The organism is Pallidibacillus thermolactis, from assembly GCF_025660415.1.
GTDB classification, from domain to species: Bacteria; Bacillota; Bacilli; order Bacillales; family Caldibacillaceae; genus Pallidibacillus; species Pallidibacillus thermolactis.
Genome location: NZ_JAOUSE010000025.1, coordinates 1 through 14,333, shown reverse-complemented (window position 1 = coordinate 14,333; position 14,333 = coordinate 1). Strand labels below are relative to the sequence as shown.

Sequence of the window (14,333 nt, the reverse complement as noted above, 5' to 3'; positions counted from 1 at the left end):
TTACTTATAAATGATTAAATAAACATCTTGATCTTGTGGAGTTATCGAATACTTAATATCTAATACTGTTACTTCGTTAGTTGCTAACCATTTACGTAAACTTTTTTCGCTTGCTACTGTATGCACTTTTAACTCACTCGATAAACCTAATACTTTACCCTCCAAAAAAATCACTCCCTAACAGTTTTGTTCACCTAATCGGTGTTACAAGCCTTCTCAATCGCTCATCAACCCACTTGATTTCTCTCCAGTACCGTTCATCACCAAATAACTCATAGAGAATCTTCAAATCGTTTCTTTCATCTAACAATCTGTCAATCTTGGATGCTTTGGTTCTAACATAAACCATCAGCATCACTCCTTATAGTCCTCTCCGAACCTTTTCCATCACGAGCATTCTTTTTAATTCGGAGTATTCTAAATTATCCAGAGATACGCCACCATCACCTGTAACTCCTAAGCTAACCAATTCATCAATCAAAACCGCCTTTTTGTGTTCATTGACAAGATTGTAAGCTTTAAATAATGCTCCCATTTTTAACACCCCTTTTTCTTATTTAGGAAACTAGTCCCTTCGATAATCGAGATTTAAAAATTTACTGTATTCTTTAGCAAATGCTAATTGAATTGTTCCCACCGGACCGTTTCTTTGTTTAGCAAGTATCACTTCAACGATGTTTTTGTTTTGTGATTCCTTATCGTAGTAATCATCACGATATAAGAACATAATCACATCTGCATCTTGTTCAATACTTCCCGAATCTCGTAAATCTGACTGCATTGGACGTTTGTCCTGTCTTTGTTCGACTCCCCTTGATAATTGAGATAACAAAATAATAGGTACATCAAATTGACGTGCAATTTGTTTAAGTTCCTTCGTAATACTTCCGATTGCCAAATCATGTCGTTCATATTTCCCAATTATGGTAATCAGCTGCAAGTAATCAATTACAACTAAATGTTTTTGATTAGGATGCTTTTTTTGCGTTTTTCTTATAGTGGCTCGAATATCAGCTAGGGTTTGCCTTGGTTCGTCATGTATGTAAATATCCCATTCTTCGTAAACCCTAATAGCATCTGCTGCTTTTTGATGGTCTTGCTCGTTAAACAAACGGTAAGGATTTTGCCACTTCGAACCCTCAATATTCCCGATAGAACTAAGCATCCTTTTGACTAATTGTTTTTCTGGCATTTCGAGTGAAAAGATGTCGGTAACCCCACCGTTTTTACAATTATTTGCGCCAATATTTATGGCGAATGCGGTTTTACCCATACTTGGACGACCGGCAACAATGATTAAATCACCGCCATGCAAACCGCCTGTCATGTTATTTAGATCCATAAATCCTGTATCTACTCCGGTTAACTCACCTTTGTCTTGGGACATTTCCTCATGGATTTCCATAAGGATATCTAGTTTTGTGCTTTCCTTTTTCAAACCGACTTCTTGTATATCGATATATGTTTTGTATAAATTTTCTGCCGTTTCATCTGTAGGATCATTCAAATATTTAGATGCAGCCGAAACGAGTTTGCGCTTTTTATACTGTTCAAACACAATCCGTTCATACGCTTGAATATTTTCAGTCGTTGGACAGTATGTGGCTAAATCCGATAGATAACTAATTCCGCCAATATTATCAATTTGATCTTCTAGTTTGCTAACAACCGTCACCACATCAATCCCAACGTTTTCAGCAGCTAATTCTCGCAACGCTTTAAATATGATTCGGTTTTTAGCGACTGAAAAATGCTCTGGTTCCAAAGTGATTTCATGAATTATTTCCGGTTCTAGGAAAATGGCTCCCAAAATCATGTTTTCAGCTTCTAAAATGGAATGATTTTCAACCAAGTTATCCATGGTTGGTATTCCGTTGTTTAGCAATGCGTTCAGCCCCTTCTTTTTGCCATTGCTGGTATTTTTTAAGGAACTCATTTTCCGGTGGCTCATTCACCCTTAATTCAGCTACAGACGGAGGAAATTTTTGCTCTAACGAGTGTTTTTTCGCTTTTTCCATCACTTTAGAATAATCTTGGTCTGATAATAGCTCGGTCCAAATATCAATTTTTTCTGAACTGACTTCAAAATTTGGGTAGATGTATTTTAGGAACTTAAAAAGCTCTTTCACTTGCTCTCTAGTCATTACAATGCCTCCCAATCTATCTCACTAGCTTTTTTGTTCCGGTATTCATTAAAATTAGCAACCTTCTTTGATTCAGCTTTCTTTTTATCTTCCAACACATCTTCAACTGTAAAAAGTTGTCTTGAATGCCAATCTCTCAATATGCTTTCCAAAAATCTAAACGGCTGTCTTGGGTTAGATTTAGCAGTTTCTTCAATGGCCAAATTGACAACATCTTTATTTCCTTTAAAATCATTAACCCATTGCACCAAACTTTCTATTTGGAATGGATTTATGTGTACGAAAATTTGTTGATAATAATGAACCGGATCTTTTGCCATCTCTTCTTCATCTTCTTTCTTTAATATTTCTTTAATATTTCTTTCTTGGGTATCAATTTGTACACTAGGTCTAGTATCGTTTTGTACACTAGTACTGGTGTCAGTTTTGATACTAGTATCAATTTGTACACTAGTGTCAGTTTTGCCACTGGTGAATGATGAATATTTTTCTATTTTCCAAGTGTTATAGTTTTTATTGAACATGTAAGTATTTGAAGTTTTTGCGTTCCCCTTTTTTGTCACAATCAAAACATTGTTTTCAATTAAGCTTTTTAACGAACTGTTCACTCTGGATCTATTCAGCCCTGTATGATTCATAAAAAACGTTAATGACATTTCATGTTCTTTTCTGTTAAAACCGTAAGTGAATCGGAATACACATAAAATAATTTTCAACTCATTTAGTGAGAATTTATATTGTTGGATAACTTCTAATAGTTCATTAGCAATCCTGGTAAACCCATTTTCAAGTTGTACGTTTGACATATCACCTCGCCTCCTTCAGCGAATTAATTAATCTATTTCCGTACACAAATAGCAAAAGGTTTTTTGACTTTTTTTATGGAATAATCTGGATACCTGGACATATAATTTAGTACAAGCTGTTTTAAATGATCTTTATTCTGTGCCTTCTCCCATATCCAAGATGGGAGAAGGACTTTGTGAGGAACATGATTAAACATAGATCAACTCACCAATTTCCATCGTGTTATTTAAAAGTTTTGTAGAACGACAGTAATCGCACTTTTCACACCTATTTGGTTTTTCTTTACCAGCTTTAACTTCTAGGATTCTAGGAAGATACGTTTCAATGTATTCATATTCAAAATCAAATCTGCTCTCATCGAAGTGCAAAACGGCTTTATTTGGCGGATTTTCTTTTGTTACGGCTACAATGTAAGGTGTATAGGATTGTCCTAAATTTTCTTGTAAAACCCGTCTGTAAACCGCCATTTGCAGCACATAGTCCCAAGCTTCTATGAAAGAAACCCAACCATCATATTTTTCACTCCAATATCGCTTATGAAGGTCTTGTGTTGTTTTGATGTCGCTAAAGAATCTATGTTGATGATTGATATTATCGACTTTGATTTTCCAATCTGTTCCCCATAAGTGAGCTGTGAAAATTAACTCTTTTTCTCCACTTAGGGCAAACATTGCGAACTTGTCACTTTTTAATGCTTCAATCATTCGATCCGCATCTTCAAAGTCTGCATATTTTCCATTTCCTCTTGTCTTAAAAATCGCTCCATTATTTTCATCAATAAATTGTTGGAACGCTTCATCACTTTCAAACGCTGAGTGAACATAAGAGCCAACCAACAAAGCGTTGGTGTGTGGCTCCTTATATTCACCTTTTAAAGTTGCTAAAGCTTTTGCTTCACATTTACGAAAGTCTTTAAACTGTGAAACGGACATAAATTGTTGATTAGCTTCATTCGAATGATAATTCTCCCTGGTCAAACTCAATTTCTTGACTGTCATCCGGTTTCACCTCTTCTTTTTCATCCTTTACTTCATTCGTTTTTGTTTCTTCAAACGTTTTAGCTAAGTCACTTTTTTGTTGTTGTGGAACATCTTTATCAAACCAATCATCTACCTTGCTCATGCCGTCTTTTAGTGAATTGAAGATTTTAATTAGCTCTACTAAGTCATATTCAGTGAAAGCTTCTGCGTTGTAGCCAAATCTTGCTTCAATCATTTCTTGTGTAACTCTGAATTGTTCTTTAAATGCTTTTAACGCATTTGCAATTCTGTCTTTTAATGGACCTTTGCTTTGATTCGCTAATGTTCTATTGCATTCTTGAACGGCAGCTTCGATAATGTCACCAGGGATAACACCTAAGATACATGCTCTTAAACGTCTTGAACCGTTGTTGGCAACCAATTCATAAATATCTCTTGGGTCATCAAGTTTTTTTAGTTGACCTTTAGCTTTTCGTATATGTTTTACTGTGAAAACTTTTTCTTGCCGAACGTTGGTTTCTAAATCCCAAGCGTAAGCCATTGCAACCGATTCGCCTTCACGTTGTTCTAATTCCTTGATACCAAAAGCGATATTTCCCCAATTTTGAGCGATTACTTCTGCCAAACGGATTGATGGACCTTCTACCCTTTGACCGCCTCTTGGATAGCTATAAATGGCTGTTTCTGCTAACGATTTTCTTTTACAAGCATCTAAAATTCGTTGTTCAGCTTGAAAGATGTTTCTAGGGAACTGACGTGCCATAAAGATTTGCGCTTTCACTTCTTCCATTTCACGACTGCTTTGTGCTTGTGCTAAAACGTTCCCTTGTGATTGTGGTTGATATACGTTACCAGCTTGTACATCGTTAAATTGATTTGCTAATTGATTCATTCCAATTCCTCCTAATTCGATTGTTTTAATTGTCAAATATGCTATAATCAACGTAAGAAAACTTAATTAGTGGCTCTTTACTCCTGCTTTGTGTGAGCAGGAGTTTTATTCTGCAATTCTTTCCTCTGCTCCCACCATTTTTAAAGCGTCAATGGTTTCTTGAAGTAATTCCTCTTTTAAGAAAATCACATCGTCAATTTCTAAAATTTCATCCCCTGGATAAACATTGTTATCAAAAGCGTCTTTGCCGGGTTTCGTTTTTATTGGCTCTGGGTAACCTGTCCGCGTTGTTCTTGTAATGCGTGGATCTTGAATATCAACTGCCAATTATTCCACCTCCAATAAGTCAACTTCATGACTAAATTCGATTTCATCTGCCTTGCACATTGGACAAATGCTAGGTTCTTCTCCATCAGGGACCGCAAATTCATGTTCAAAATCAGCGCATACGTAAACATCAAGTATCATTAGCTCACTTCCTTCTGTTCTTTGATTGATAAAAGAATCCCATCCTCGATATAGTTGTAAATATCTTGGTAAGTACAGCTTTTCTGCATAGACATCGAGTTATCTAAGATGAATACTTCACCGTTTGTAAGATGAACCTCTGTACCTTCTTTTAATTGAAATACGTCAATGTTAGGCATGTTTTCACCTCCTTTTGATCATCGAACATGATTTCCACAAACAAGACATTCGGTGTGCGATGGCTCTTTTACATACTCGCCAGGAATCGTTGTCCAAATTAAATCTGTGATAGGGTGATGGCATTTACCTGATTCAACGAATCGCTTGTATCGTTCACCCTTGCGTTCGTTGTAGTATTTACATCGAGGGCATACAAGGTATTCATCTGCAAATACCTCACCAAACTCCGCAATGACAATTCTTCTTAGGTAATACACTTCACCTTTGATAAATGACTTGTCGCAATATAAACAGCGTCTTTTTAACTTTCGTGAAGCTATTTTTCTTTTCACGTTTTCACCCCTTTCCTATTTGATAAAGGGTAGTAAGGGAATTGCACCCTTATACGCTAACCTACCCGGAACTAACGTTATGGCAGTGACCTGGATGGGTTTCCAATCCATCCGCATGTATTTTGGTACGGCTCCCCGATAAGCCCATCGGATCGTGGCACATTCCCGCTCGGTTAGTATGGTGTTTTAATTGGGGTCATGATGACCTTTGGAACAAATTAATAGAACAGCTAGAATCGTCATGTTGATTGACATTTAAGCCAATCAACACACCCAAGAGGCAACAAATGGGGTTGATGGGGGTGAACTTGGTTACCCCTTGGGCATGTTGACGGGCTTAAATCCCGTCGAAAACGCTTGTTTCTCGAACGAACATTTGGTATAATTTAGTTATCAGGGTAATTTGTAATGGAGTATTGTGACATTCGATGCGGTAGTTTCCAAGGACTATCGCTTTTCTTTTTGCTCTTTTTTCATGTCTTGAAAAGTTAATGTGAAAGCAATTCCTGCAAGAACCCCTATGTACAGCCAAACTAACATTTCTCACCCTCCTAAAAGATTGATAGAATTGGTAATGCAAATGCTGCGCCAATAGCCTGTAATAAAGTCGGTAAATTATTTAATAAGTGAGTTAAAGATGTTATATCTGCGCCACAAACCATTGCAGCTGCGATTTGTGGCATATCCGTTACCTGGAACCATCGAATAAAATCTGCTGCTTTTAAAGCCACGCGATTTCTTTCTAATTTAGAAATTGCTTCTCTACTCATGTTCATTTTTTCTGCCATTTCCTCTTGTGTGTACCCTTTAGCTAGTCTTGCTTTCCGTAAAATCTCCCCGAATTCCATGGCTTTCACCCCCTTTCCTAGAAGGGAATGGTCTGAACTAGACCAATAGTAACCAACTCTTACCACACAACATTCAAAACATTTGCTAAAATGAAGTTAAGGTTGTAGTACACGCAACTTACCGTATTCTCTTTTCTCGTATTGTTCTCGTGGTTCATTCATGATTACCGGTTGTGACCTTTCTAAAATCCACTGGTCGATTAAATCTTTTCTGAAAATCCATTTCCTTCGCCCAGGGAATCTTAAAACCGGTAATCCTTCTTCATGTACGTATTTTCTAAGGGTATTAACAGATACACCGACATATTCGGCTGCTTCTTTAGTTGTCATAGTTTCCATTTATATTGCCTCCTTTTGTTGTTCTTTTTTTAAACGGTTTATAATGTACATTTGACCTTTAGGTGTTACTCGCATAGTTAACCAAGTGAATGAACCTTTACTCGTTTCTTTTACACCTTGTGAGATTTCAAAGTAACCACGGTCAATGTATTCTTGATACGGTTCGTTTTTATTAGGAAAGATTAACTTCCAATCTCTAAGTTTTTGGAATAATCTACGTTCACCCATTAAAATTCCTTGCTTAGAGATCATTTTGGCAACCTCACGGACTAGTAAACTCTTATCTGATGCCATACAGGTTTCAGCAAAATTCACTAACGGTTTTTGTTGTTCAATTTGTTTTTCTGCTGCTATTCGTTTTTGTTGTTCTTCTTTTAAGTTGGTGGCTAGCTTAATTAGCGTATCTGGATTAAGAAGAACTTCTTCGATTTTTTCTGGTGTCATATATGCACCATGTTTTCTAATTGATGGAATAACTTCATGAGTGATCCAACGTTTGAATTGTTTGGCTTCTGGTAAGTTGCTTGTTAATACTAAGTTGTACAATCCATATTCATTAACAACACTCATATTTTGGTAGCCTCCAGGGGTGTAAACTTTACTTACCCCCTTTTCATCATCATCAAGTCTAGAAATAGCAACACGTGAGTTTGAGTGTTTCAAAATATTACATACATCTTTTGCAACAAACCAAGGTTCGTTATTTAAAACAACTGTTCTTAATTGCGTTCCTTGATAATTGAATATTTTTTCTAACTGATTCATTAAAATCACTCCTTATTTATTTGATAGGTTTGATTAATAGATTCAGCAGTTTCGACTAGATAATTGATTACTTCTTCTTTTGTAAAATCATTTTTCAACATGACCGTAGCTTCTAGGACTTTGAATCTTAGTTCTGCTAGGAGTGCGACTGTTTCTAAATCCATTTAGATCGCCTCCTTTGCAGCATTTGTTTGTGTATTTTTTGCACAAATATCATCAAAAAAAATTGTCCAATCAAATCCTAGGTGATAACCAAGTGATTTTGCTACCTTAACACTTGGGGTTAAACCATTTTCGATTTTTGTATAATAAGAACGGTCAATACCAACTTTTTCAGCAATATCTTGTTGTGAATATCCAAGAAGTCTTCTACGTTGTATTAAAACTTCATTTTTCAACCGATTCACCTCCGATGTGCAATTTCTACACTTATTATAATGTGCATTTTTTTCACTGTCAATACCTTTTGTTCATTTTTTACACAAATATTTTAATGTGCATTTTTTTCACTTATAATATACGTAAAATTATTTACTAGGGGAAATTGAAGATGAGATATGGGGATAGGTTAAAAAAACTGAGAGAGAGTAAAAAACTATCACAACAGCAATTAGCAGAAAAATTAAATATTAATCGTTCTACTTATGCAAGATATGAATTGAATCAAACTCAACCTGATTACGAAACATTACAAAGGTTGGCTGATTTTTATGACGTTTCAACTGATTACATTTTAACTGGAATTAATACAAAACTAACTGAAAAAGATGAGCGAGATGTTGCAAAACGTATGGAAAAAATTAAACAAGATCTTGCTGCTGATGGAGGTTTAAGTTTCTATGGAGAGCCATTAAGTGAAGAAGCGAAAGAATCTTTGCTTGAAGCCATGGAATACGCAGTAAGAACAGCTCAAAGAATAAATAAGAAGTACATTCCTAAAAAATACAGGGAAGAGGGAGACAACTAGGAATGTGAGGCGTTGTAATTGAACTGGATCAAAAAACAAGTAAACAATATTGTAAAAAAACACAAAACAAATTGCCCCTTCGAAGTGTCTGAATCAAAAAATATACATGTAGTATATTGGGATTTGCATAGCGAAATCTGGGGCTTTTATAAATATGAAAGACGAAACCGCTTTATATTTATCAATGATAATCTCGAATACCATCGGCAGCGCTATGTCTGTGCACATGAATTAGGGCATGCCCTATTGCACACCAAGGTAAACACGCCTTTTTTACAAGCAAATACGTTTTACTCCATTGATAAAATTGAACGTGAGGCAAATGAGTTTGCCGTCAATCTACTACTCTATGATAAAAATTTGGAAGATTATGAAACAAAGTTTGAATGTTTAAGAGAAAATGGGATTCCATTAGAGATGGAAAGGTTTTTATAATTTTTTATTATATTTATTTGTACATATGACTAATTGCATATTAATTTACAAGGGGGATAAAAAAGTGAGTAAGAAAGAAAAAGCAAAAAAGCCTTTTTTTAAGAAATGGTGGTTTTGGTTAATTGCAATCATTGTAATCAGTGGAATAATTGGCGCTGGTGGTGAAGAAGAAAAAGTTGAGGGGAATACGTCAAAAAAGGTAGAAAACACCGTACAAACGGAAAATAACGATAATAAAGAGGAAGGCGAAAAGGATCCTAAACCGAAAAAGAAAAACTTTACGATTGATATAAATGAAGAATTAAACTTTAAACTCTTTGATGTCGTAGTTGAAAAGGTTAAAGTGTATGAAAAAGGCAATAAAATTCTTGCCGATATAAAAATGAAGTACACAAACAGAGATTATCAATATGGCGACACAAAAACGTTTTTTGTATCTACCTTGTTTGATGTAAAACAAAATAATGTAGATTTAGAGGAAATAAACAATGCTTGGGATGTGGAAAATAAAAATCGTAGCGACGTATTCTTCCCAAATGCCGCAGGAGGAACAACTGGAATTAAATTAACGTATGAATTAAAAAACTCAGAGACACCGATTGACTTGATATTCACACCAACGACAGAAACAGAAGGAACCGAAACAGTAACGATAGATATAACTGAGTAATCATAAATTAGGTGTACATTTGTACACCCTCTTTTATAACTTAATCTATTAGATTACGAAACAAAGTTTGATTGTTTAATTGAAAAAAAGGAACGTTGGAATGAAAAATATTCTTAGGAAGTTTATAGGTATTATTACCCGATGAGTTAATACTATTTCAAAGTTTTATAAGGTAAAAACACTATGTCATTATGATGAAACTTTATATTTTAATAAAGTGTGCAAATTTGTACCCTAATTTACGCACTCAGATTAAAAGTGACAAATAATTTATAAAGCGAGGGATTAAGAAATGGAAAAATTCATCGAACAAGTTAAAACATTGTCATCAAGAATCGAGAAGATTAAGGATACCATTACAACAGAGGAAGCAACAAAAACAGCTATAATTTTACCATTTTTTCAAACTCTTGGCTATGATATTTTTAACCCTGAAGAATTTATACCCGAATTCACAGCTGATGTGGGTATAAAAAAAGGCGAGAAGGTTGATTTCGCTATAATGAATGAAAATGAACCAGTAATATTAATCGAGGCAAAATCATTAAATGAAAATTTACAAAAATATGACTCACAACTATTTAGATACTTTGGAACAACTAAAGCGAAATTCGCAATTTTAACAAATGGAATAAAATATCGTTTTTATACTGATCTTGAAGAAAAAAACAAAATGGATTCTTCTCCTTTCTTTGAGTTTGACTTACTTGATATAAAAGAAAGCTCATTAACCGAATTGGCTAAATTCCGAAAAAATAGTTTTGACTTAGAAAATATTTTCACTACAGCTTCAGAATTAAAATATCTTAACAAATTGAAAAACTTCTTAAACGAACAATGGGATAACCCTTCAGAGGAATATGTACGTTTTCTAGTTTCGCAAGTATATGATGGCATAAAAACCAAAAACAAAATTGAGGAATTTGAGCCAATAATTAAGAAAGCGTTTAAGCAATTTATAAACGAACTTGTAAACAATAAATTGAATGCTGCTCTTAAAAACACAAATATTGAAGAAGATAGATCATCTCAAGAAGAAGTTGCTGCAACTATCGAAGAACAAATGGAAGTGAACCAAGAACCCGAAATTGTCACAACTGAAGAAGAACTTGAAGGGTATGTAACAATCAAACTACTTCTTAAAGACACTGTCGATCAGGAACGCGTTTTTTATCGTGATAACAAAAGCTATTTCAATATTTTATTGGATGATAGTATCCGAAAATGGATTTGTAGGTTAGGTTTTAACACTTCTAACAAATATATAAAATTTAATGATGATGATCGTACTACTTTTAAGATTGAAAATGTTTCCGATATTGTAAAATATAAAGATAAGATAATTGAAGTTACCAAAAGATTTATATAATTAGTATGGTGTACACCTGTACACCCTCTTTTATAACCAATAACAGAATACATATATCAAATATAAATTCCATTTGAAAGGTAAACGTTTACGATAATTCAATAAATGGAGGTGTTAAATGTTGACTTCAATTAATTTGATGCCAGGTGTACATCACGTTTCCATATGGAATCAAGGACAAGAAAAAGATAAAAATCCAATAATCAAAATTAATAAACATAAGAATACAAAAATTAATGTAACCTTCTTTTTAACAGGATTAAATAGTTTAAGAGATCATATAACGCAAGAAAGAAGACCATTTTATATTTATCTTTTCCTAGTTTTTAATAATGGTGGTAAAGATTTTGAAATATTATCAAACTCCGATATTTACTGTAATGAGAAAATCTTAGCATATGACAATGTAAAGTTTAACGCAACATTAGAAATCCCACCAATAAGTGGATTTAAAGATGTTGATTTTCTAAATAACTATTTTACTTTTGATATAGTTTATTCCGAATTTGAAGCCCAAGATGGCTCTGATATTAATTTGATGATAAACAATCATTCTAATAAATTATTTAGTTCAAAAATTAACCTTACCTTTATAGATGAATATGTCGAAGGTGATTCAAATGACTAAAGTGGTTTCAATCAAATCTTTTAATAAATTCAAAGGTGTTCGTGGCTCATATCAACGTGAGGATGATATAATAAAAGAAAAAGTCTTTTCAGGTTTTATGGAAACAGCTGCTTCTGATTTAGGAAACAGAGGTGATAATATGAAGGATGATACATTAGGAATACTATTTGATGAATTGAAGAAGGATATGAGGGAACGCGAGGCAAGAATACACGAAGAAATCCTCCAACGTGAAAAGCGTTTTGAAGAAACATTAAAAGCTTATCAGCAGGAAAATAAAGAACGTGAAGAGAGAATTTACCAATTAATTAAAGAAATACAAAATGATAATAAAGAGTTTAAAAACGAATTAAAGAATGAAATTCATATTACCAAACAAGAAATTTCCAACTTAACTAAACATAATCAATCATTAGCGACCACCAATAAGTGGGCGAATATTGCTACTATTATCGGTATTGCAACAATTAGTATTACAGTAATAATCGCATTATTTGTTAATTAATGAATTTAAGTGTACGAAATGTACACTTTTTTGACCAAATAACCGAACAAATATTCCCTTAAAAAATTGAAGGAGGTTTCAATATGGCAAAAGGTTATGTAAGGAAAAGAGGGAATAACAAATGGCAACTGGAAGTGGATTTAGGAAGTTACATCGATCCAAAAACTGGGAAGAGGAAACGACACAAAAAGTATAAAACGGTTACTGCAAAGAACAAAACGGAAGCCGATAAGAAATTAATTCGTTTTGTATACGAAGTGACTGGTGAAGGTTACTTTGAACCAGAAAAAATGTGGTTTGTTGATTTTGTTGAAAAAGAATATTGGCCTAAATGGGCTAAGAAAAACCTTGCTCATACTACACTTGATACTTACAGGCGTTATTTAGATGCTCGAATCCTTCCTGCTTTTAAATATTTGCGAATGGATCAAGTCAAGCCTAAGCACATTATGGACTTTTTGGATAACCTTTCTGAAGAAGGAATGAGGTTAGATAAGCTACGAGATAAAGACGGGAAACTAGTTACTAAACAAGGGAAGTTATCAGGAGCGACTATTGAGTACCATCATCGGATTTTAAAAAGTATCTTCAAGTTTGCAATAAAGCTAAAAGTGTTAAAAGAAAATCCAATGGATGATATAGAAAAACCTAAATTTAAAAATAAAAAAATCGAAGTGTATACACTAGAAGAAGCTAGTAAATTGATAAAATGTCTAGAAAGTGAACCGTTACATTGGAGGATTATCATTAAATTGGCAATTACCGCTGGCTTGCGTAGATCAGAACTACTTGGCCTAGAATTTAAGCATTTCAATTATGAAAATAAAATAATGCATGTCGAACAAGCCGTTACGTATACAAAGGATGAAGGTTATCAGGTTCATGAAATAAAAAAAGGGAATGGAGAAGCGAACAAACGTGACATTGTTATATCAGAGTCGCTCATTCCCGAAATAAAAAAACTAGAATTACAACGTAAAAAAGAAAGAATAGCTATCCAAGATAAAGATAAATGGGAAAAAGGGAAATACAACTTTTTGTTATGTGACGAAACGGGAAAGCCTTATCATCCGAGTGCTATAAAAAATTGGTGGCAAAGATTTATCAAACGGCATAATCTTAAATATATTAATTTACACGCTTTAAGACATACCTCTGCCACTTTACTTATCAATGAAGGTGTACATGCAAAAATTATTTCTGAACGTTTAGGACATTCAAATATAAAAACAACAATGAATATATATGGTCATGCCCTAAGACAAGCTGATGAAATTGCAACTGCAAAATTAGACGCTGCATTATCTTTAGATAAAACAGATCATGGTAATTAATTTTTTGTTAAATCCATTATGAGTCATTAAGAAGTATCAAAAAACACTTAATTTTGTAGTTTGGTCGGCAAAATGTCGGCAAAAAAGACTTTGTGAAAAATAATAGAGCGATCTCGGACGTACCAAGAACCGCTCTATATCAATACTTGAATTAGTATGGAGCATACCGGGCTCGAACCGGTGACCTCTTCGCTGCCAGCGAAGCGCACTCCCAACTGTGCTAATGCCCCACATTGAAATTTATTATTTATATTATAACACTCTTTATTATATAGGGACAGCAGAAAATTTGCAATAGTAAAAAAGCAATTACTGCAATTAAGCTTTTTTTAAAAATCTATTGTCCTTCCAGATAAACCAGATAAAATAATTTGCTGCCTATAGTTAGTATATGTAACATCTATGTACTGCCACATTTTACGACTAAAAATAAAAAGATCGCCCTATATATAAATCTCATCTATTTCAGGCGATTTTCCAAAGGAGTGACAATCTAAAAATTAGTATAAAATCATCCCTTTAAATTAGTGAATAGTTCTTTATTATTAGGCTTTGTTAAAGTTAGTTGTTGATAATTTGATAAACGGGAACTTATGTTCTATAATGGGCTTATCATTATAAAAGTTGGTGATGACGGTGAGAGCAACTGATATTCTTAAAGCTATTCAAA

The 14,333-nt window shown here is 33.9% G+C and carries 22 protein-coding genes and 1 tRNA gene; 7 read left to right on the top strand and 16 right to left on the bottom strand.

Annotated elements, in window-relative coordinates; genetic code table 11:
* The 15 genes from OEV82_RS09095 to OEV82_RS09025 form a co-directional block, all read right to left on the bottom strand.
* Window positions 1–165 carry a hypothetical protein gene (locus tag OEV82_RS09095; protein ID WP_263061680.1) on the bottom strand — a complete coding sequence of 55 codons (165 nt, stop codon included), beginning with the start codon at window positions 163–165 and terminating at the stop codon, window positions 1–3.
* A gap of 196 nt (window positions 166–361) precedes the next feature.
* Window positions 362–535, bottom strand: a complete 174-nt coding sequence (locus OEV82_RS09090; RefSeq protein WP_263061679.1) for a hypothetical protein — start codon at window positions 533–535, stop codon at window positions 362–364.
* Between the two features lie 30 nt (window positions 536–565).
* On the bottom strand, window positions 566–1,861 hold the full coding sequence (gene dnaB, locus OEV82_RS09085) for a replicative DNA helicase (protein ID WP_263061678.1): 1,296 nt from the start codon (window positions 1,859–1,861) through the stop codon (window positions 566–568).
* On the bottom strand, window positions 1,854–2,144 hold the full coding sequence (locus OEV82_RS09080; RefSeq protein ID WP_263061677.1) for a replicative helicase loader/inhibitor: 291 nt from the start codon (window positions 2,142–2,144) through the stop codon (window positions 1,854–1,856). The genes dnaB and OEV82_RS09080 overlap by 8 nt, the downstream gene beginning before the upstream one ends.
* Window positions 2,144–2,950, bottom strand: a complete 807-nt coding sequence (locus tag OEV82_RS09075; RefSeq protein ID WP_263061676.1) for a replication protein — start codon at window positions 2,948–2,950, stop codon at window positions 2,144–2,146. Before OEV82_RS09075 ends, OEV82_RS09080 begins: the two co-directional genes overlap by 1 nt.
* A gap of 189 nt (window positions 2,951–3,139) precedes the next feature.
* Window positions 3,140–3,949: a PD-(D/E)XK nuclease-like domain-containing protein gene (locus OEV82_RS09070; protein ID WP_263061675.1), complete on the bottom strand. Its 810-nt coding sequence runs from the start codon at window positions 3,947–3,949 to the stop codon at window positions 3,140–3,142.
* Window positions 3,900–4,823, bottom strand: coding sequence for a hypothetical protein (locus tag OEV82_RS09065; RefSeq protein ID WP_263061674.1), 924 nt, complete (start codon window positions 4,821–4,823; stop codon window positions 3,900–3,902). The genes OEV82_RS09070 and OEV82_RS09065 overlap by 50 nt, the downstream gene beginning before the upstream one ends.
* A gap of 105 nt (window positions 4,824–4,928) precedes the next feature.
* The gene (locus OEV82_RS09060) at window positions 4,929–5,150 is read right to left on the bottom strand and encodes a hypothetical protein (protein WP_263061673.1); all 222 of its coding nucleotides are present in this window, start codon (window positions 5,148–5,150) and stop codon (window positions 4,929–4,931) included.
* Entirely contained in the window at window positions 5,151–5,291 is a 141-nt protein-coding gene (locus OEV82_RS09055; RefSeq protein ID WP_263061672.1) for a hypothetical protein, read from the bottom strand.
* Window positions 5,291–5,470: a hypothetical protein gene (locus OEV82_RS09050; protein WP_263061671.1), complete on the bottom strand. Its 180-nt coding sequence runs from the start codon at window positions 5,468–5,470 to the stop codon at window positions 5,291–5,293. The genes OEV82_RS09055 and OEV82_RS09050 overlap by 1 nt, the downstream gene beginning before the upstream one ends.
* Before the next feature lie 884 nt (window positions 5,471–6,354).
* A complete protein-coding gene (locus tag OEV82_RS09045; RefSeq protein ID WP_263061670.1) occupies window positions 6,355–6,651 on the bottom strand; it encodes a helix-turn-helix domain-containing protein in 297 nt (98 codons plus the stop codon).
* Between the two features lie 96 nt (window positions 6,652–6,747).
* Complete coding sequence (locus OEV82_RS09040) at window positions 6,748–6,990, bottom strand: helix-turn-helix domain-containing protein (RefSeq protein ID WP_263061669.1); 243 nt, start codon at window positions 6,988–6,990, stop codon at window positions 6,748–6,750.
* Window positions 6,991–7,755: a phage antirepressor gene (locus OEV82_RS09035; protein WP_263061668.1), complete on the bottom strand. Its 765-nt coding sequence runs from the start codon at window positions 7,753–7,755 to the stop codon at window positions 6,991–6,993.
* A 5-nt stretch (window positions 7,756–7,760) separates the two neighbouring features.
* A complete protein-coding gene (locus OEV82_RS09030; protein ID WP_263061667.1) occupies window positions 7,761–7,919 on the bottom strand; it encodes a hypothetical protein in 159 nt (52 codons plus the stop codon).
* Window positions 7,920–8,135 (bottom strand): helix-turn-helix transcriptional regulator, encoded by a 216-nt coding sequence (locus OEV82_RS09025; RefSeq protein WP_407672758.1) that lies wholly within the window; start codon window positions 8,133–8,135, stop codon window positions 7,920–7,922.
* 170 nt (window positions 8,136–8,305) lie between these two features.
* On the opposite strand from OEV82_RS09025, the gene OEV82_RS09020 reads away from it, so the two are divergent.
* The 7 genes from OEV82_RS09020 (at window position 8,306) to OEV82_RS08990 (ending at window position 13,663) form a co-directional block, all read left to right on the top strand.
* Window positions 8,306–8,722: a helix-turn-helix domain-containing protein gene (locus tag OEV82_RS09020; RefSeq protein WP_263061665.1), complete on the top strand. Its 417-nt coding sequence runs from the start codon at window positions 8,306–8,308 to the stop codon at window positions 8,720–8,722.
* Window positions 8,723–8,740: 18 nt separating this feature from the next.
* On the top strand, window positions 8,741–9,157 hold the full coding sequence (locus tag OEV82_RS09015) for an ImmA/IrrE family metallo-endopeptidase (RefSeq protein ID WP_263061664.1): 417 nt from the start codon (window positions 8,741–8,743) through the stop codon (window positions 9,155–9,157).
* Window positions 9,158–9,221: 64 nt separating this feature from the next.
* On the top strand, window positions 9,222–9,827 hold the full coding sequence (locus tag OEV82_RS09010) for a hypothetical protein (RefSeq protein ID WP_263061663.1): 606 nt from the start codon (window positions 9,222–9,224) through the stop codon (window positions 9,825–9,827).
* Window positions 9,828–10,119: 292 nt separating this feature from the next.
* Window positions 10,120–11,196 carry a type I restriction endonuclease gene (locus OEV82_RS09005; protein ID WP_263061662.1) on the top strand — a complete coding sequence of 359 codons (1,077 nt, stop codon included), beginning with the start codon at window positions 10,120–10,122 and terminating at the stop codon, window positions 11,194–11,196.
* Window positions 11,197–11,314: 118 nt separating this feature from the next.
* The gene (locus OEV82_RS09000) at window positions 11,315–11,824 is read left to right on the top strand and encodes a hypothetical protein (RefSeq protein WP_263061661.1); all 510 of its coding nucleotides are present in this window, start codon (window positions 11,315–11,317) and stop codon (window positions 11,822–11,824) included.
* On the top strand, window positions 11,817–12,329 hold the full coding sequence (locus tag OEV82_RS08995) for a hypothetical protein (protein ID WP_263061660.1): 513 nt from the start codon (window positions 11,817–11,819) through the stop codon (window positions 12,327–12,329). The genes OEV82_RS09000 and OEV82_RS08995 overlap by 8 nt, the downstream gene beginning before the upstream one ends.
* 83 nt (window positions 12,330–12,412) lie before the next feature.
* Window positions 12,413–13,663 (top strand): tyrosine-type recombinase/integrase, encoded by a 1,251-nt coding sequence (locus OEV82_RS08990; protein ID WP_263061659.1) that lies wholly within the window; start codon window positions 12,413–12,415, stop codon window positions 13,661–13,663.
* Window positions 13,664–13,820: 157 nt separating this feature from the next.
* On the opposite strand, the gene OEV82_RS08985 is transcribed toward OEV82_RS08990, so the two are convergent.
* Window positions 13,821–13,893 (bottom strand) — tRNA-Ala (locus OEV82_RS08985).
* Window positions 13,894–14,333: the final 440 nt, after the last annotated feature.